At 43.3% G+C, this 18,708-nt stretch carries 14 protein-coding genes; 10 read left to right on the forward strand and 4 right to left on the reverse strand.

Translation table 11 applies throughout. The features are described 5' to 3' along the window. Positions 1 to 146 precede the first annotated feature (146 nt). The 4 genes from AC4II3_RS00200 to AC4II3_RS00215 all read left to right on the forward strand — a co-directional run bounded on the left by AC4II3_RS00200 (position 147) and on the right by AC4II3_RS00215 (position 7,863). Complete coding sequence (locus AC4II3_RS00200; protein ID WP_488007722.1) at positions 147 to 695, forward strand: GTP-binding protein; 549 nt, start codon at positions 147 to 149, stop codon at positions 693 to 695. A 927-nt stretch (positions 696 to 1,622) separates the two neighbouring features. Next, positions 1,623 to 4,118 (forward strand): response regulator, encoded by a 2,496-nt coding sequence (locus tag AC4II3_RS00205; RefSeq protein ID WP_488007724.1) that lies wholly within the window; start codon positions 1,623 to 1,625, stop codon positions 4,116 to 4,118. 1,366 nt (positions 4,119 to 5,484) lie between these two features. Then, the gene (locus AC4II3_RS00210) at positions 5,485 to 6,243 is read left to right on the forward strand and encodes a DUF4388 domain-containing protein (protein WP_488007726.1); all 759 of its coding nucleotides are present in this window, start codon (positions 5,485 to 5,487) and stop codon (positions 6,241 to 6,243) included. 774 nt (positions 6,244 to 7,017) lie between these two features. Beyond that, positions 7,018 to 7,863 carry a DUF4388 domain-containing protein gene (locus AC4II3_RS00215; protein ID WP_488007728.1) on the forward strand — a complete coding sequence of 282 codons (846 nt, stop codon included), beginning with the start codon at positions 7,018 to 7,020 and terminating at the stop codon, positions 7,861 to 7,863. Positions 7,864 to 8,115: 252 nt separating this feature from the next. Here AC4II3_RS00215 and AC4II3_RS00220 read toward each other — a convergent pair whose 3' ends face one another. Then, positions 8,116 to 8,760: a sporulation/spore germination protein gene (locus AC4II3_RS00220; RefSeq protein WP_488007730.1), complete on the reverse strand. Its 645-nt coding sequence runs from the start codon at positions 8,758 to 8,760 to the stop codon at positions 8,116 to 8,118. 377 nt (positions 8,761 to 9,137) lie between these two features. Here AC4II3_RS00220 and AC4II3_RS00225 point away from each other — a divergent pair, with 377 nt between their 5' ends. Together AC4II3_RS00225 and AC4II3_RS00230 are read left to right on the forward strand one after the other, a co-directional pair. Beyond that, positions 9,138 to 10,334: an NAD(P)/FAD-dependent oxidoreductase gene (locus tag AC4II3_RS00225; RefSeq protein ID WP_488007732.1), complete on the forward strand. Its 1,197-nt coding sequence runs from the start codon at positions 9,138 to 9,140 to the stop codon at positions 10,332 to 10,334. A 74-nt stretch (positions 10,335 to 10,408) separates the two neighbouring features. After that, positions 10,409 to 11,062, forward strand: a complete 654-nt coding sequence (locus AC4II3_RS00230; RefSeq protein ID WP_488007734.1) for an HAD-IA family hydrolase — start codon at positions 10,409 to 10,411, stop codon at positions 11,060 to 11,062. Between the two features lie 120 nt (positions 11,063 to 11,182). Here the strand turns inward: AC4II3_RS00230 and AC4II3_RS00235 are convergent, their stop codons facing one another. After that, complete coding sequence (locus AC4II3_RS00235) at positions 11,183 to 11,782, reverse strand: MiaE family protein (RefSeq protein ID WP_488013104.1); 600 nt, start codon at positions 11,780 to 11,782, stop codon at positions 11,183 to 11,185. Between the two features lie 579 nt (positions 11,783 to 12,361). Between AC4II3_RS00235 and AC4II3_RS00240 the strand changes: the two genes are divergently transcribed. After that, entirely contained in the window at positions 12,362 to 13,108 is a 747-nt protein-coding gene (locus tag AC4II3_RS00240) for a metallophosphoesterase family protein (RefSeq protein WP_488013102.1), read from the forward strand. Positions 13,109 to 13,169: 61 nt separating this feature from the next. On the opposite strand, the gene AC4II3_RS00245 is transcribed toward AC4II3_RS00240, so the two are convergent. After that, positions 13,170 to 14,078: a M48 family metallopeptidase gene (locus AC4II3_RS00245; RefSeq protein WP_488013100.1), complete on the reverse strand. Its 909-nt coding sequence runs from the start codon at positions 14,076 to 14,078 to the stop codon at positions 13,170 to 13,172. 432 nt (positions 14,079 to 14,510) lie between these two features. Between AC4II3_RS00245 and AC4II3_RS00250 the strand changes: the two genes are divergently transcribed. Further along, positions 14,511 to 15,032 (forward strand): DUF4330 domain-containing protein, encoded by a 522-nt coding sequence (locus AC4II3_RS00250; protein ID WP_488013098.1) that lies wholly within the window; start codon positions 14,511 to 14,513, stop codon positions 15,030 to 15,032. Between the two features lie 84 nt (positions 15,033 to 15,116). Here AC4II3_RS00250 and AC4II3_RS00255 read toward each other — a convergent pair whose 3' ends face one another. Then, positions 15,117 to 15,665, reverse strand: coding sequence for a hypothetical protein (locus AC4II3_RS00255; RefSeq protein WP_488013096.1), 549 nt, complete (start codon positions 15,663 to 15,665; stop codon positions 15,117 to 15,119). A gap of 26 nt (positions 15,666 to 15,691) precedes the next feature. Here AC4II3_RS00255 and AC4II3_RS00260 point away from each other — a divergent pair, with 26 nt between their 5' ends. Both AC4II3_RS00260 and rpoD read left to right on the forward strand, forming a co-directional pair. Beyond that, the gene (locus AC4II3_RS00260; protein ID WP_488013094.1) at positions 15,692 to 16,360 is read left to right on the forward strand and encodes a polysaccharide deacetylase family protein; all 669 of its coding nucleotides are present in this window, start codon (positions 15,692 to 15,694) and stop codon (positions 16,358 to 16,360) included. Between the two features lie 920 nt (positions 16,361 to 17,280). Next, positions 17,281 to 18,402, forward strand: coding sequence for an RNA polymerase sigma factor RpoD (gene rpoD, locus AC4II3_RS00265; RefSeq protein ID WP_070390974.1), 1,122 nt, complete (start codon positions 17,281 to 17,283; stop codon positions 18,400 to 18,402). The last annotated feature ends 306 nt before the right edge of the window (positions 18,403 to 18,708 follow it).

The raw sequence follows: 18,708 nt of genomic DNA on the forward strand, positions 1-18,708 counted from the left end.
GATTAATAAGAGCTAGGTACTTTTTGGAGTTAATGGTAGTTTTTCTGCAATCAGAGCATGGTAATGCTAATCCAGTGGTTGACAATAATGTTGTCGTGTTTCCGATTCTGCTTCAGAACGGCTAACAGCAAATAAGCGTGGAAATTATGCGTCTAGTTGTAACCGGTGCCGTGGGTGCTGGAAAATCCTCTTTCATTCGCTCGGTTAGCGAAATTGATGTAGTGGATACAGATTGCCTAGCAACGGACGTGACAACTAAAATTAAGCAAAAAACTACAGTAGCGATGGACTTTGGGCGTTTGCAATTTGCTCAAGATATGGCGCTACATTTATATGGTACTCCAGGACAGTCTCGCTTTGATTTCATGTGGGACATCCTGATTCGGAAAGCCCATGCTTACATACTCCTTGTTGATGCCCATCGTCCCAGTCAGTTTAGCGCTTCCCGTCGCCTCCTCAGTTTCATGGGACAGCGTGTGAAAATTCCCTTAGTGATTGGTCTAACCCATGTTGATTGTCAAGGAGCTTGGTCCCAAGAGGATGTAGCGATCGCGTTGGGCTTTGTCGATCAAAGTAACCGACCGCCGATGGTCAGCCTCAATGCCAATCAACGCGATTCTGTGATTCAAGCATTAATAGTGCTAGTACAATATATCATTAAATGCGACATCTACCAAACTCCTCCTAATGGCTAGAGTGTGGGCTGATCGCCGTAAAATCTAAATTTAGCATCTAGCGATACTAAGTTTTGGTATCTTTAAGCCATTTTGAGGTGTTTTTTGATAACTAGCAATTTAGGTTAGTAGTAGGGTGGATAATTCCCACCCTACAAGAACTTACGCAGCAATTTTACCTGTAGCTTTCGTTAATAATGTCCCCTACTAGTTATAGACTGTGTTGCCCAGTATTGAGTAACTCCTGCCTAGTTGTAGAGTATCTGCGTAAGTCCACCGAAAAGAACGACAGGGTCGTAAATGCTAGATTTTGAGAGTTTTCAGAGCTTTGATGGCTATAAATCCATAGATTTTCCAGCAAACCTTCATCGAACCTGAATTTCTCAAGTTCTATTACTAAATTGGTTCTCGAGTGGTGACAAAGGACTAATAACAACTGCAAGCGGTGCGACCTAGCGCTTTGAAAAAGTGCTAGGGAACGCCCACCAAGAGAATGACTTACGAATTTGAGTCCAACTTGGTATTATTACTGGACTAGTGTTCTCGAAGAAAAGAGGCTTCCCACGCGACCCTTTTTTTTAAGGAGTGGTAACGCCACTGAATCCTAAGTTGCGATCATCAAAGATGCGGTGCGAAGCGCGCCCTTTTTGCGACGCGGTGTGACCCCGGTCGGGAAACCCGACCGGGGTGAACGCGCACCAACAGAGCTAAGCGTGAATGCGCACCAAGATAGGGAAGGCTAACTTCTTAATTTGACACAATCTTTACACACTCTTTACAGAATTTTGAGATGATCCAGTGCAACTAGCCGTTACTAATGGTAAAACCCAAATAGTGATGAACACATATGAAGAAATTAAATATAGCATCTGTCAAAAGAGGTATATTTTTTAGTGTTCTGTGTTTATCCAAAATTTGTAAAGGACTAGGCTTACAGCAGGATTGCTCATGAGACTTTTGCTGGTAGAGGATGACAATGCTCTAGCTCTAACCTTGAGTAAAGTGTTGAGAGAGCAGAATTACATTGTAAATATTGCTGGAGATGGGGAAGAAGGTTGGGAGTATGCTCAAGCCTTTACCTATGACCTGATTGTGCTCGAAGTGGATTTACCCAAGCTTGATGGTATCAGCTTGTGTAAACGACTACGGCAGGCAAGCTACGATAGAGGGATTTTGCTGTTACTTTCTCAAGCAGCTATTGCTGAGCAAGTCAAGCTTAATGCTGAGGCTGATGATTATATTGTTAAACCCTTTACAGCCAAGGATCTGTTGACTCGGATTAAGACATTACTGCGTCACCACAGTGTTTCTGGATTAAGGCTACTGGAATGGGGTGATGTTTGCCTAGACCCGAGTACCTGTGAAGTAACTTATAAAGGGCAACTGCTCCATCTCTCACCAAAGGAATACGGTCTTCTAGAACTATTCCTGAGCCATCCGCGCCGAGTATTTAGTCAGAGTATCATTCTCGAACATCTGTGGTCATTTGAAGACCCTCCTTCACCAGAAACAGTTAGGGCACATGTTAAGGGGTTAAGGCGCAAGCTCAAGAGTGTTGAAGCTGATGATGTGATTGAAACTGTCTATGGAATGGGCTATCGCCTCAAGAGCTTACCGAGGAGCAAGATAAAGAAACTCAAACCAACCCCAACAAGGATCAATCAGCCTTGGGAGCGTTCTAAAGGAACCATATGGCGTCAGTTTGCCACTGTAGAACAGGCGGTTAATGCTCTCGAAGCCGGACATCTTACTGAGGAGCTGCGAAAACAAGCCCAGCAGCAAGTCCACAAGCTCGTCAGAGCTTTAGATAAGTTTGGGTTAGTGGAAGGATCACGGCTAGCCCAAACTATTGAGTACTGGCTACAGTTCGTTAGTATAACCAAGACAAGTAACTCCGGTAAACGGAGATATCGCTCAAGACGCAGGAACTATGACAACCAAATAGAATTACCTAGTCCTCAATTACAGCAACTAAGCTCCCCAACTAATATTCAAAATCTGGCATCTTTGGTAGCACTTCTGTCTGAAGAACTCCAGCAACCTCCATCAGCATTCTCTGGTGATGTCAGTAGTCCGTTGGACGATAATCCAACCATTACTGTATTACAAGACTCTAAACTAACCGAGGATAATAGATCACAACCCCCGGCACCCGAGCAATTCCTAAAAAAGCTTCCCTTGATTTTAGTTATCGATGGAGACGTGCAACTGACACAACAGTTGCAAAGAGAAGCAGTGAATTGGGATATGCAAGTAAAAGTTGTCCTAGATCCCAGGGAAGCCGGAGTTGTCATAGATCAAGAAATACCTGATGTTGTGCTACTGGACTTGATGTTTCCCAATTATCCAGAGGTCGGAATGGCACTCCTAAAATATTTCCAGAACCAATACCCTCAAATCCCAGTAATCGTTTCTACACAGCAAAATCGGTTTAGCGATCGCGTTGAGGTTGCTCGTCAGGGAGGACGAGCGTTTTTATCCAAACCCGTTACCCCAATACAGTTACTAGAAACCGTTGAATATGTCTTAAATCAAGACAGACCTTCCACCGCCAAAGTCCTGGCAGTAGACGATGATCCCCTAGTGCTCGAAAGTATAAGACACTTCCTACAACCTTTAGGAGTGGATATTTTTACCTTAGAAGAACCCGATCAATTTTGGGAACAGCTCGAAGCGACAGCACCTGATCTACTAATCTTGGATTTAGACATGCCCCAATTCAATGGGATTGAACTGTGCCAAGTTGTGCGCACTGATCGCATCTGGCATGGATTACCTATCCTATTGCTTTGTGAACACCAAGACTCTGAAACAATTCACCGCATTTATCAAGCTGGAGCTGATGACTATATCTTTAAACCGATAACGAAATCCGAGTTAGTCACCCGTGTTTTCCATCGTCTAGAGCGTACCAAACTGCTCCGTAGTTTAGGAGAAACTGACCAATTAACTGGTGTGGCTAATCGTCGTCAATCTACCATAGAATTTAAACGATTACTGCGCTTATCCCAACGCTACCATCAACCTCTTTGCTATGCCTTATTGGATTTAAACAACTTAAAGCAGGTGAATGACCAATTTGGTCATGTGATGGGAGATAGAATGCTTAGGCGGTTGGGACAAATCTTGCGGCAAAAGTTTCGCAGCGAGGATATAGTTGCCCGCTGGGGAGGTAAGGAATTCTTGATCGGGATGTATGGTCTCAATCGACAGGCTGGGGTCAGAAGGCTCCAAGAAATTTTGGAGACTGTTAGTGAAGAATTTGATGACTGTGATCTAGTGCAGGTAACATTTAGTGCTGGGGTGGCACAGTACCCTGAGGATGGCACAGACATCGAAAGCCTCTATCGAGCCGCTGATGAGGCTATTGAGCGAGCCAAAGCCATTGGTCAAGATTGTGTATTGCCAGCTCAATCCCTAGCTGGAAACATCAGTCAGTTATGATTTTTCAGTTTTAATTTTTCAGTTTTAATTTTTCAGTAGGTGAGTCAAGCGTTCTGAGCCTTACACCAAGCTGATGCGTGATCCATTAAACCCAATTGCTACCAAGTAGGACCTGAAAAATCGAGTTGATACATTCACATTTTATTCACAACTTACTCGATTATTTCACAATTGGGGATAATATAAAGATAGTTTAAAGATTATCAATTCAAAGATATTAATCTTTCATTTGGAGTTAGGCTCAACAGTATAAAGCTTGAGAGTAGCCATCAAGCATAGGTCATTTTTACGATCTTATTAGGGTGTAAAGCTTATTTAGTGGAATCCGACAATAGTTCAGCAAGAGCGAAAGTGCAGACTTTTCGTTGACCGTAGGTCACGCTACGCGAACGGAATCGACGTTTATTGACCCAAGTCGCAAACCTTTGACCGTAGGTCACGCTACGCGAACGTTGGTTTGTTTCTAACCGGAATATTGGGTGGGGAGTCAGCCAATGGTGGTTTTGCTGTGTGATCCTGCGCTTTTTTAAAGCGCTAGGTAACGCGCACCAAGAGATTGATTGTTGTGGGCTGTCTGAAGGGGGCATCTAATCTCATAGGTGCGCTCTTACTTGGCGAATTAAATTCGCCAAGTAAGAGCGCACCTCAAAAATAGGTTGCAGCCCATAGAGTTTGTAGGGCTTACCCTGAATGGATTCTCGTACAGATATGCCCTTAAGCTTGCGCCATGGTCGTGCTCGAGCGCGGTGGTCGTTGCTCTTTAGGGGCGGCCTTTGGCCTTAGTAGCCCTTGCGATTAAGTATAGTCCTTCGATTAAAGGTAACGTAGGTTGTGGATGCACAGCCTATTGGCGAGCGCGTCAGTTGAAAGATTTTGATCCAACCCTAGTAAGCAATTACTGATCAGAGTCTAACTAAAAAATCAAGCCTGACCAATAGGGTATAGAACAGGGTATACAACCGTTTATAGCCTATGAATGTGCTTTTCCCCTCGCCTGTTAAATATAAAATTTCTTGGAAAATTTATCAGCCCATAGCAATAATTTTGGTATTCCAGATCTTAAGGTAGAAGCGTTCTAGGAAAATTTTTTACCAGCCTTAACATCGCTAGTACCTGATTAGTTGATGGGTCAGACCCCTCATAACTCGATGGGTCTGACCTTTCGGAAACTGCTACTAATTATTGTTTCTCTCAAGAGAATTAATCAATTGATATGGGATTTAATTTCAAATTAACAAGCCACTCAGGTCATAAGACCTTGACTTTGACTGTTAAAAACGATTTTCAGGTGTTTTTTTAACAAATCTTAATTTATTATAAATTAGTAATTTCCGCTAACCCTTTAGTATGAAGCCAATTAACAATTATGTCTGTTACAGGCCATTTAAGCGATATTTCCCTACCAGAAGTTTTTCAGTTTATCGCCCAGGGACAAAAAACTGGTTTGCTAAGGTTGGTTCCCTTGCCAAGAAACCAAGCAACCCCTAGGAGAAATCATTATATTTGGATGTATCAGGGTCAGCTGGTGGCAGCTGCAGATCGGTTAGACAATCAAGGTTTGGTATCGCTGATTGTTAAACACTGCGGGGTTAGCGAACGGGTAATTGCTAAGTTAGCTCAGCTGTGTGCCATAGATAAACCTCTGGGTTTATGCCTCAAAACTCAGGGTGCTTTACAGGGTGAACAATTAAAACAGCTATTTCGTATGCAAATTTTACAGCATGTGTGTGCTTTGTTTCAGCTCCGAGATGGTCAGTTTAACTTTGAACAGAATGTACCCATACCAACACGAGAAATGACGGGTTTGAGTATGCCAACAAAAATAGCTATGTTGAAGGGATTGCGATCGCTCCGCAACTGGGAAGCTCTGGCAGATAAATTACCTGACCCGAATGGTGGTTTGGTCAGTATCAACGGTGGTCAACCTAAATACAGTTTGGACTCTATAGAGTGGCAAGTTTGGGAGTATACAAATGGCAATGTTTCTCTCAAGAGAATGGCAAGGCAACTGAGAGTACCAGTAGGAAAAGTGCAACAAGTTGCTTTTAGACTAATCACAACAGGTTTAGTAGAAGAAGTTCCGTTATTGGTTAGCAACTTATCTGACATATCTACATTTAACTGACGGTAACGTGTGGTAATATCATCCCTTCTTAAACAGGATAAAAACTTACGTAAAGTACTACTTAAAAGTACTCTTAATTATGGATTTCGACACAACTGTATTTCCTCAGAGCGAGTTTTAGAGTTGGGAAAATTTTCAGAATTGCTCGCACAATGGTTGATTGGTTAGTTAATATAACCGTTAATCCAAAGCTGCAAATCGTAATCAAACTAGTCTTGAATACTACAATCATTTATCCAGTGCTATCCCGCGCTTTTTAAAAGCTAAGGGTGAACGCGCACCAAGAGTTGGCACTCATCTCGATAAGAAAAGAGTTGAGACTTAGAGGCAGGGTTTTACTGAAACACTACGTATCCAGCTTATTCAGCTATGTTTCCAACTATTCAAAAGAACTTTCACGCATCAGCATCAAGGGAAGATTTATTTAATTCCAACTTAGCACTTTGTCGATCTGGCCAACCTTATAGTAATATAACAAAACATCTTTGCTCCGATAAAAAAAAACAACTTCTGTCTGAGATTGATGAGGGGCTGAGTGCTGAAAGGTTGCGTCCCTACCTTGAAAGCCCAGACCGATGGCTAACCTACTTCTTATCCTTGTCCTAAGGACTCTCTGCCTTAGTAAACAAAAGCCAACGCCCAGGGTGACACATGGGGATGATCGCGGTTGAGCTAAAACTCGGATTGTGCCGCACAAACCATCTAACACTATATAATTTATTGTCACTCATAGTTGACACTTTCAAGGTGCTCTCTTGGTTTTAATTACCCGACATGTCCCTTAATGGTTACCTAAGCGACTTATACTTGCCAGAACTTTTTCAGTTTCTAGAGAAAGGAAAGAAAACTGGTTGGCTCAGAATTACTGCCTTACCCAGAGTTTCTGGATACCGGCGACCAGTTCATCACTTTTGGGTCTATCAGGGTCGGATTGTGGCAGCAGCTAATCGATTGGACCATCAGGGTTTAATTGTCCTGATTGCTCAACATCAGTGGGTTAAACACAGTATAGTTACTACACTAGCTCAGTCATGTACTCCCAATCAGCCACTGGGTTTATACCTCCAAAGTCAAGGTATTTTACAAACTGCACAACTAAAATGGTTGTTTCAGATTCAAATACAACGGCAAGTGTGTCCTTTGTTTGAACTGAAAGATGGTCGATTTAAATTCGAGCAGAACGTGCCGATCCCAACCTTGGAAATGACCGGTTTAAGTATACCGGCAACAGAAGCAACATTGATCGGGTTAAGGAAACTGCAGCACTGGGAGGCTCTGGCTGAGCAATTGCCTGACCCTAATTGGGGTTTAGTCAGTACCATCTGCGATCCACCCCAATCCCATTATCGACTCAACCTTTTAGAATGCAAAGTGTGGAATTATACAACAGGCAAAGTTTCTCTCAAAGCGATCGCAAAGCAGCTGAAACTACCAGTAGAACAAGTACAGCAGATTGCGTTTAGGCTAATCACAGTGGGTCTTGCACAAGCAAGACCTTTGTTGAAGGATACTTCTCATCAAAACTTGGACAAATCTAAACAAAACCCAATTGCTCTCGACAAACAAAAATATCCATTCATTAGCTTCCGCCGCAATTCATCCCACGTCCGAAAGCAGTAACGTCGGCGTCGGATGAGCACACAGGGCAGGGCAAACGAATCTTATTTTTGTACATGCTGGCGGGGTGAGGATTTCAGCAGCGGTGCGACCCCGGTCGGGTTTACCGACAAGGGTGAACGCGCACCAAGAGAATCGAGTCCGGGTTTTTATCAATTGATGAAATCCTTACTGGATAAGGGTTTTGGAATTTAGATGGGGTTTGCCTCTGAAAGCATCACAAACTGAGGTTTTGTGTAAGTTTTATCGAACAGTTTAAAGATAAATATCTTCTCCTTGCTCTGTGAAGCGAACATCTTTAATATTCAACTGAGAGTTAGTAGTAAGAGTTTTACGCAAACTACCGAAAAGGGCAAATTGCTCACAAGTGGAGAGGGAGACAAACTGCCGCTGGGAATCTGGTGATAGGCGCAAATCGACAGTAGCCACACCAGTATTGGCATTGACCTTCACGCGGTATCCCGATACATTAAAGTCACTGGAGTTACCAGTCTCTAAAACTTTTCCTATAACTGTATTTACTGGATTTACTACTGGTACAGCTACCTGTTCAGATACCAGAGACTGACACTGAGTGTCAGCCCGATAGACATTAAGAATTACTGCGTTAGCTCGATTGCTATTATTATTACCTTGGCTGACTGTAGCATTAAGCGCGACCTTACCAACCTTGGTTCCTGGTTGAGTTTCTTCCGTAGGTACAGTAATCTTAGGTAGAGTAGTATTAGTCGGTGCTACACCAATGGTAGAGCTAGCTTCGGTGGCTGGTTCAGCAGATAGATTCCCTACAGGAGTTTTCTGGGAACCAGGATTGTTATCACTCACCAAACCATAGCTACTGAAACCAACGACAATTGCTGCAATCGCAACAGGAGCTAGATAGTGTTGAAAACTTTTCATTTGGCTTCGCTCAAAACAATGCTTCTAGCTGTTGTCTAAAGCAACAGTTACATCAATCCATATTCAAGGCGAAGTTTGGTTGATCAGGATAAAACAGTTAAAAAATAGAGACTATAAAATAAAAATTGAAATCATTTTCACGCTTATATCCCAATTCTGGGGCATTAGGGCTATAGATCAATTGAATTTGGCCATCTCCCGACACTCCCAACACTCTCGACACTCGTGACACTCCCGAGCTCCCCATCTGCATCTGTAGTCCTACTTTGAAGAATTGGTATTAACTGTGGGGGAGGCTAAACCCAGCTATCCTGTTGTAATAGCCTTGCTATCCTAAAAGAAGTTCCCCTAATAGGACATCCCCGATTCAATCAACCATGACTAAACAACCAGCCCGAATCTGCATTCTCGGTGGAGGCTTTGGGGGTCTCTATACAGCCCTACGCTTAAGCCAGCTGCCTTGGGAAAAGCCCCAACAACCAGAAATTGTCTTAGTTGATCAAAATGATCGGTTCTTATTTTCACCGCTGTTGTATGAACTGATCACCAGCGAACTACAAACCTGGGAAATTGCTCCACCCTATGAAGAACTGTTAGCAAACACAGGTGTACGGTTTACTCAGGCAGCGGTAGCAGGCATTGATGTAGAACAGCAGCAGGTACAGCTAGAGACTGGAGCGGAATTTCAGTATGATCGCCTGGTGTTAGCCCTAGGTGGAGAAACCCCCCTAGAGCAGGTCCCTGGGGTGGCTGAGTATGCTATCCCGTTCCGAACTATTACTGATGCCTATCACCTGGAAGAACGGCTACGGATTTTGGAAGAATCGGATACAGATAAAATCCGGATCGCTATAGTTGGTGCAGGTTACTCTGGTGTAGAACTAGCTTGCCATCTAGCAGAACGGTTGGGAGAGCGCGGAAGGTTGCGGTTGATTGAACTCGGTGATGTGATTCTAAGAACATCAACGGACTTTAACCGGGAAGCAGCAGGCAAAGCTTTGAATGAACAGAAGGTCTGGATTGATTTGGAAACCAGTGTTGAGTCCATTGGACCTGACACCATTTCTCTGTTGTATAAAGGACAGGTGGATACTATTCCGGTAGATTTGGTGCTGTGGACAGTAGGGACAAGAGTCACACCAGTTGTGCGATCGCTTCCGCTCAAACAAAACCACCGTGGTCAGCTGATCACCACCCAAAGGTTACAAGTGGTTGACCATCCCGAAATTTTTGCCCTAGGTGATCTAGCCGATTGCCGAGATGCTGATAATCAACCAGTTCCCAATACAGCTCAATCCGCTTTTCAGCAAGCCGATTATGTGGGTTGGAATGTCTGGGCTTCTTTAACTGGGCGTCCCCTGCTGCCCTTCCGTTACCAGCAGTTGGGAGAGATGATGACTTTGGGGAAAGACAATGCAACTCTTACTGGTTTAGGTGTGAAGCTGGATGGTCCTTTAGCCCACATAGTGCGCCGACTTGCCTATCTTTATCGGATGCCAACTATAGAGCACCAACTGAAAGTTGGCATGAACTGGATTACTCAACCATTAACTGATCTGCTGTCTGGAACATAAAGACATACATACAGGAAAATGGAAAATGGAAGAAATTAAATGAACAATTAACAATTAACAATTAACCATTAACCATGGAAAAACCGCGAGTAATTTTTCTAGATGCTGTCGGTACCCTATTTGGTGTTCAAGGGAGTGTAGGGGAAGTTTATAGTGCGATCGCTAATCAATTTGGGGTTACAGTACCTGCTTCAGCTTTGGACAAAGCCTTTGTCAAAGCCTTCGCCTCAGCAGAACCAGCGGTTTTTCCAGAAACAGATCCTGAAGAAATTCCCCAGCGAGAATTTGAATGGTGGTGGGTGATTGCCTCCCGCACCTTTGAACAAGTTGGTGTACTTGACCAGTTCACCAATTTCATTGATTTTTTTGACGAACTCTATGGCCACTTTGCCACTGGTCAACCTTGGTTAATTTATCCGGATGTTATCCCAGCTCTGAAAGCATGGCAGCATATTGGTATTGAGTTGGGTGTGGTATCAAATTTTGATTCCCGTCTTCATCTTGTCTTAAAAGCCCTAAAATTAGAAGAATTTTTCTCCTCCATCACAATTTCGACCCAAACTGGCTTTGCCAAGCCTGATCCACAGATTTTTGCTGCTGCTTTACAAAAACATCACTGTAGTGCTCAGGAGGCTTTTCATATTGGTGATAGTTTTCAACAAGACTATCAGGGTGCTCAGGCAGCTGGCTTGAGAGCATTTTTGATCAAGCGCAAACCAATGACTTAAGCATTACGCGATGCTCCTAGGTCGCCGCTACGGGAACGCACCAATTGTTTTCCACAACAGTTTCTGGTTGATACCCACTGCTCTGGTATAGTGTGACTACTTCTTTGAGGAGACTGGCTGCTAACTGTGAATTCTTGGTTCTGGGTAAAGGGTAACCAGCAACTCACTTTCTTTAACTGCTAACTCATCCAACCGCTGAGCTACCAGTACTCGCTCAAAATAGGTATCAGCCAGTACCCAGTAAACACCATAGTGACGAGCCTCAGATGCCATCAAGCTACGATAAAATTTGGCTAAAGATGGATCACAACAGTGAGTTCCTAGTAATCCCAAACGTTCGTGAGAACGAGCCTCGATCAGTCCAGCAACTAGTAAAGAATCCAACAACCGTTCTGGTTCGTTTCGGCGAATCTGAGCTTTCAATCCAGCTCCATAGGGTGGTGAAGAAAGCGGACCTAAGGGAATGCTACGTCTTTCTAGCCACTGGTTAACTTGCTCGAAATGTTCTAGTTCCTCACGGGCAATAACCGTCAGGTGACGCACCAGTTTACTGTAGGAGGGGTAGCGAAACATTAAATTCAGTGCTACTCCAGCCGCTTTACGTTCACAATGGGAATGGTCAAGTAAAATAACATCAAGGTTTGCAAGGGCTTGCTCGATCCAAGCCTGGCTAGTAGGTTGTTTGAGGGTATTAATCAAAGGCAGACCAGAAGAAGACACGGTTTTTGTTCAAATCAGAGTAGTTGGCTTGTTCATTGCAGACAGGCTTTGGTATCGGTAGGGGATGCTATTAATTTTAACTGAATCTTGTAAATCCCCGTCTTGTTAAGGGGCAGGTGTAATCCCTTCAAAAACTGGGTTCAAGACCCACTTTTGTAGCAACAAGTTGGGTGCCAAAGCCCAACTTCCCCGTAGCCAATCCGGGTAGTTCATGATAAATTTACATAGATACTACACATAGATACTTAGAAGACAAGTTAAACTAACTACTTGAGCCTATTCCTCAAACTATTACACTTAACGACTCTATTCAGGAATAGCAAATCTCTTAAAAGGAAGACCACTGTGAAAGAATCGGTGCATCAATCTATAAATGGGTATGAGGCTAATGGTATTAGGTATTAGGTACAACAAAAGCAGTTGATAGCCTCTGTGCTTGAGGAGGGCCGCTTCATACGCTGGTCAGAACCCGCTTAGCCATTTAACCTAGAACTCTGATGCCTAAAGCCATTAACCTTAAATTTTATATGAAGGGGTCTACCTGATATTTAACGAAATTAGATTTGGATAAGTAAAGTAATGACCCACCGTCGTATTGTTATCGGTGACGTTCATGGTCACTATAATCCTCTTATGGCCTTATTGGATGCGATCGCACCCACTAGTGACGACACCGTTTATTTTCTCGGAGACTTGATTGATCGAGGACCGATGAGTTCTCAGGTTGTGGAATTTGTCAAGCAAAACGCTCACCCCTGTTTATTAGGTAATCATGAGCTGATGTTACTAGAAATTATCGGTAACAATTCAGTACCTAACTCAACACGACAAGCCTGGCTCTATAGTGGTGGTGAAACTACTATCAACAGCTATGGTGGAAAAGTCTCTCAAGATCACCTAGATTGGATAAAAACACTGCCAACCTACATGGATTTAGGAGATACCTGGCTAGTTCATGCCGGGGTTAATCCTCGCATGACCATTGAGGAGCAAACCGTTGAGCAATTTTGTTGGATTCGGGATGAATTTCACAGCATGCGTGAACCTTACTTTCTCGACAAGGTGATCATCACGGGTCATACCATGACTTTTACCTTACCAGGAGTGGCTCCCGGTACCATAGCCCAAGGTTGTGGTTGGCTAGATATAGACACTGGTGCTTATCATCCCAAAAGTGGTTGGATGACGGGTCTAGACATTACCAATAATCTTGTTTATCAAGTTAACGTCTTTCGGGGTGATGTTCGCCAATTCCCCTTGGAAGAAGCGGTGACCAAGATAGAACCTAGTAAAATAAGCCGACGTCAAGTATTGAGTACCTCGTGAAGGTGATATAGGTTAACAAAAAGACTATTGATCAAGCTTTCTGCTCTTGAGCTAGCTGTGCTTATCTGAGTACCCGCCCTCCACGACCTGTTGTCCTTTTGAGGGCAGCTTTTTTCTGGTTGCGGACTACACGAGTTTTGTTTTTGTAAGCCCGATTGTTTAATCCATCACCAACATAAGCACTATTTGAATCGATAGACTGCTCCAAGGAATCAATTCGGTCTGCTGTTGACGGATGAGTACTCAGAAACCCTGGAATAGAGCCTCTTTGCTTGAGGAGTTTTTTCATAAAGTCTACTGATCCTATCGGAGCATAGCCTGCTTGTTTTAAGTTGTTGATACCTAGTTCATCAGCTTCAAACTCATGCTGACGACTGTTGGGACGACGTAGTGCGAATTCCACGCCCAGATTAACCATCGTGTTGCTATCAACTCCAGCCGCTTCTGCTAAACCTCTAGCGATCGCGGCTTGCCTAATTTGCTGAATACTATGACGAGCCACAATATGACCAATCTCATGAGCTATCACACTTGCCAGTTGAGCTTCATTGTCTGCTGCTGCGATTAAACCCGTGTTAATATAAACAAATCCTCCCATGGTAGCAAAGGCATTAATATTAGCATCATCGACCACCTGGAATGTATAGTTAATATTTGGGCGTTCGCTGCTTTTAGCTAGTCGCTGACCAATTTGATCAACATAGCGATTAATTTCCCGATTGCGATAGAGCTTAAATTGCTTTCCAACAAGTTGCTGATTAATTTGCTGACCAATTTGGACTTCCTGTTGATCAGACATATTAGATAACTGGATAATCTGAATACCACGCAATAGCAGCTCTAACCAGGGAACCCCTTGGGCGATCTGGGCTGTTCCCACCACCAGAGTCAGGGATAGAAGCATGCTGATTAACGGATATAACAAACGACGTCGATAACGGGAGTAAATCGATAATATATTGCTGAACATAGCAAAATTAAGAATTATTAAATCGAAAAGAGATTATTTTAGCTATTTTCCAATGGAAAAAGGATTTGCAGCCATGACTTGCTGTAGAGGAGCCTTGTCTTTAGCATCATAAGTCAACTCTCTACTAGGAGTTATCTACCCTAATTACTGACCAGTAGCATTCCTCGTTATGGTTGAACCCCAAATAGGGTAATATGTTCCACAGACGAACCTGGTGTTTGTTATTCTCACTCACCAGTTATGGATAACTCTAATTATAGGTATTAGTTATTAGGTATTAGCTACATCAAAAGCAGTTAACAGCCGACCTGCTTTAACAGGAGCGCTTCATAACTAGGTTAGAACCCCCTTAGCCATTCAACCTAGAGCCAGCGAACCTTAAGGAGTTATCTTGACACTATAAAATTTTATCAAAAACACCTAACCAAGTTTATGGCTATTGTAGATTCTAAAGGACGTTTGTTTGGCAAGGTGAGCATTATCGACTTCGGTGCTGCCTTGGTGATTTTGTTGGTAGTTGTAGGAATATTCTTCTTTCCTGGTGAGTCTGGTTCCGTTGCCCAACTCAATAGCACCAAACCAGTAGAAGTAGATATTATTGTCCGGGGGTTAAGCTTGCTTGAACCAGATGTGTTGGTCAATCAGTTGGAGGAGACCAAGAAGACTAATATTGTGATTCGTAAGCAACCCTATGGTCAGGTTGACGTCAAATCCGTCAAAATTCTGCGTAGAAGTGTCCTGGTGCCACAACCAGATGGCTCGATCAAAGAACTACCAGATCCCAGACCTAGCTTTTATGGGATTAATATGTTACTGACCTTAGGTGGTAAAGCAACAATCACCAAAGATGGAGTAGTCCTGGGCAATAGCAAGATTAAAATTGGTACTCCGGTAGAGTTAGAAGGTAGAGATTATAACTTCAACGCCAGTGTGATTAATGTCAGAGTCAATTAATCACGAGTGATGGGGTGAATTGAACTAAGAATTGATCCCATACACCCCACCATCGCGCACCCGCAAGGGTGGGCTTGATCTCATTCATTTAGTATCAGCTTTTTCCACCGAAGCATCATTGATTCCCAGGGTAAGCCTTAGAGGTTTCCGGTAAGGATAGGCTCTAGCAACTTGCCGGTAAACGTCATAGTTAGTAGGTAGTGTCACTATTTGTGCCCCCTCTTTATAGGTGATATTGTATTTAACTGTACGCAACATCTCTGGGTTGCTAGGCTTATGATGAAGTGGCTGACGCTGTTCTACCTCATCAATGGTTGGTTTTGGTGGGACAACTGGCCACCATAACCCCTTGTCATCAGGTCCTGTTACAGCACCTTCTGGTTTCTCACCATTGCGGTTAACTACGGACTTGGAAGCAAACTCCTCAACATCAGGATCTCTATCAGTTGTTGAATTAATAGAATACTCAACTCGCCAGGTTAAGCTGGTAAGTGCTGTAGCTTCATACTCAGTAATAATCACAGTGTTACAACTGCTAAGGACTACCGCTACACAAAAGCCGATCAACATCAAGATAATCTGGCGACGCCGCAACATGCGATCAAGTAGGACATGGAAACTAGTCAAATTCACTCCACCCCATCCAAACTTACGACTAAATGCAATTTGCTCCGCTATACCCTATTCTGTACCAAATTCTCAAACCTGCCTTTCCCAATTGCCTGTGGTCAGGAGCAACGGATTCACCAGCGATCGCACTGACCTTCGATGATGGACCCCATCCACACTACACTCCCAAGTTACTGCAAGTCTTAGACCGCTACCAAGTCAAAGCCAGTTTTTTCTGGTTGGGCGTTTGCGTAAACCAAGCCCCCAGTCTCGCCAGAGAAGTTTACCAACAAGGTCACTGGTTAGGACTTCATGGATATTACCATCAGTCTTTTCCCTTTCTAAAACGGGATGCCCTTCAGCAGAGTTTGCTCCTTACCCAAGACGCGATCGCTCAAGCTTGTCAGATTCACCCAGACAAGGTAAAAGATGTTCGTCCCCCTAACGGATTATTTACGCCCCGAACCTTGAATATACTGCACCAGTGGAACTATAGATCAGTAATGTGGAGTGTTGTCCCAGAAGACTGGAAACGTCCTGGTGTCAGTATAATCGTGGAGCGAGTCCTAAAGCAGGTTCAAAACGGTTCCCTGATCGTCTTACATGATGGTTATTATGGAGGACAAGATGTGGTTGAAACTACGGCTGAGTTAATTCCTCAGCTATTGCACCAAGGTTATAACTTTGTTAGTATTAACCAGCTATGGCAGGAAAATTAGTAGTGCATGTTAATTGACTTACGGTTTTCTCGCTCACTGCACCGTAAACTCCTATAAAAACTGCTTTGCTAGACGCTTCCGGTTTTCCATCTCCGGAACCCCTGTAGTGAACTACTCGGGTCCAATTACCTAGTCTGTATACTACATATAGAGTATAATAGTTATTATAACGCTATATGTAGTGCTCAGCTAATCTGATAAATTTTAAAAAGAATGAGCAAAACGTAAAAATTCAAATTAGAAATTAAAATAATGATCAAGCGTTTGCTCCATCGGACGAGGAGAGTTGCTTCCCCTACCCAATGTTGAGATCGTCTTTCTCAGGAGTATTTCCGATGCCCTGGTTCACCATTCTGTTACGCAGGAATAGGGAATTAGGAGCTGGTTAAATGAACTTACTTGGCAGTACTTTCACTTAGCGTCTTACTACATTGGCTAGGGTTATGTGTTACAAGAGTAATGCAAAATAATCATTACCTAGACCCAGAGCTTGTCAATGGTTATCATACAGGACAAGTTAATTAACGTAGTGAAGTCCAACTGTCGGGTTTTATAGAACATTCGTACTAAAATAGTGACTATATTCTAGGCATAAGGGAAAGTGGGTACTTATTGCTACACTTTCTCAAAGCTTTTGACCAGATAAATAAGCTAAATTTTTCAGATAAACACTAGAGCAAAATTTTGTAAATAAGGCTACAATCAAAAAGTCTTCCCAAAATTCAGTATTAACACTTAAATGGATAGTAGATTCACTGCAAGTTAAGTCCAAGGAAATAGAGTCGATCTAATTCCTACGGCTGAAGCGATTCGACCCACCATAGGGTGCAACAAACAAGGTTCTCACTGACTAAGCTATCTTAAGTAGATCAACGGACATCATCTACTGGTCTGAAACTGAAGGAGCATGAGGAAAAAACATGACCCAGGCAAATGAATTACTCGCAACAATCGCTCAACCTCAGAGCGATTTAGAAGTCTTGATTGAGGATGACGTGAACCGAGATGATTTGGTGGACGCTCAACCGGACGAGGAAAATACTAAGCCTGGTAAGGGGCGATCTAACCGTCGCCGAACCCAAAGCAAAAAGAAGCACTATACAGAAGATTCAATTCGCCTCTATTTGCAGGAAATTGGCAGGATTCGTCTACTCAGAGCTGATGAAGAAATTGAATTAGCCCGTAAAATTGCTGATTTGTTGGAATTAGAACGAGTGCGGGAGCGCTTGTCTGATGAGTTAGAGCGGGAACCTGGAGATCGGGAATGGGCAACAGAGGTCGATATGGAGCTGCCAGCTTTCCGTTACCGCTTACACGTCGGTCGGCGGGCTAAGGAAAAAATGGTGCAGTCTAACCTCCGTTTGGTGGTTTCCATCGCCAAGAAATACATGAATCGAGGACTCTCATTCCAAGACTTGATTCAAGAAGGTTCTCTAGGTTTAATCCGGGCTGCGGAAAAATTTGACCACGAAAAAGGCTACAAGTTTTCCACCTATGCTACCTGGTGGATTCGTCAAGCTATTACTCGTGCTATTGCTGACCAGTCCCGGACTATCCGCTTACCCGTTCACCTTTATGAAACCATCTCGCGGATCAAGAAAACTACTAAACTCCTTTCTCAAGAAATGGGTCGCAAGCCCACAGAAGAGGAAATTGCAGATCGGATGGAAATGACGATCGAGAAGTTGCGATTCATTGCCAAATCAGCTCAACTTCCCATCTCCTTAGAAACACCTATTGGTAAAGAAGAAGACTCCCGCTTGGGAGACTTTATTGAAGCCGATGGTGAAACCCCAGAAGATCAGGTTTCCAAAAATCTACTCCGGGAAGATCTAGAAAGTGTCCTTGATACCCTGAGTCCCCGGGAACGTGACGTACTGCGTCTACGCTATGGATTAGATGATGGACGGATGAAGACTTTGGAAGAAATTGGCCAAATCTTTAACGTGACGCGGGAACGGATTCGACAAATTGAAGCTAAAGCCCTTCGCAAACTACGCCATCCAAATCGCAATAGCATTCTCAAGGAATATATCCGATAGAAAACCCTGCTTGCTGCTTGATAGCAATCAGGGTTTTCTGTTATCGCTGTATCTACTGGGTGGGGAATAGGGAGTCACTATGAAGTCTGGTTAATCACATATAATACGGTTGGTGCCATGCATGTTAATTGTCAATTGACACCTAACAACTTTTAATTTTCAATTTTCACTTGGCTATCAACCAAACATGATAAGTATTCAAACAGGCATTGTATCACATTCCTTACCCCAATTCCTATCCAGAAATCAGTTCCGGTGCGCTTGACCTTTGAAGAATTAAATTACGGGGTCGCACCGTTTTGATAT

The sequence above is a fragment of the Moorena sp. genome (assembly GCF_982860115.1).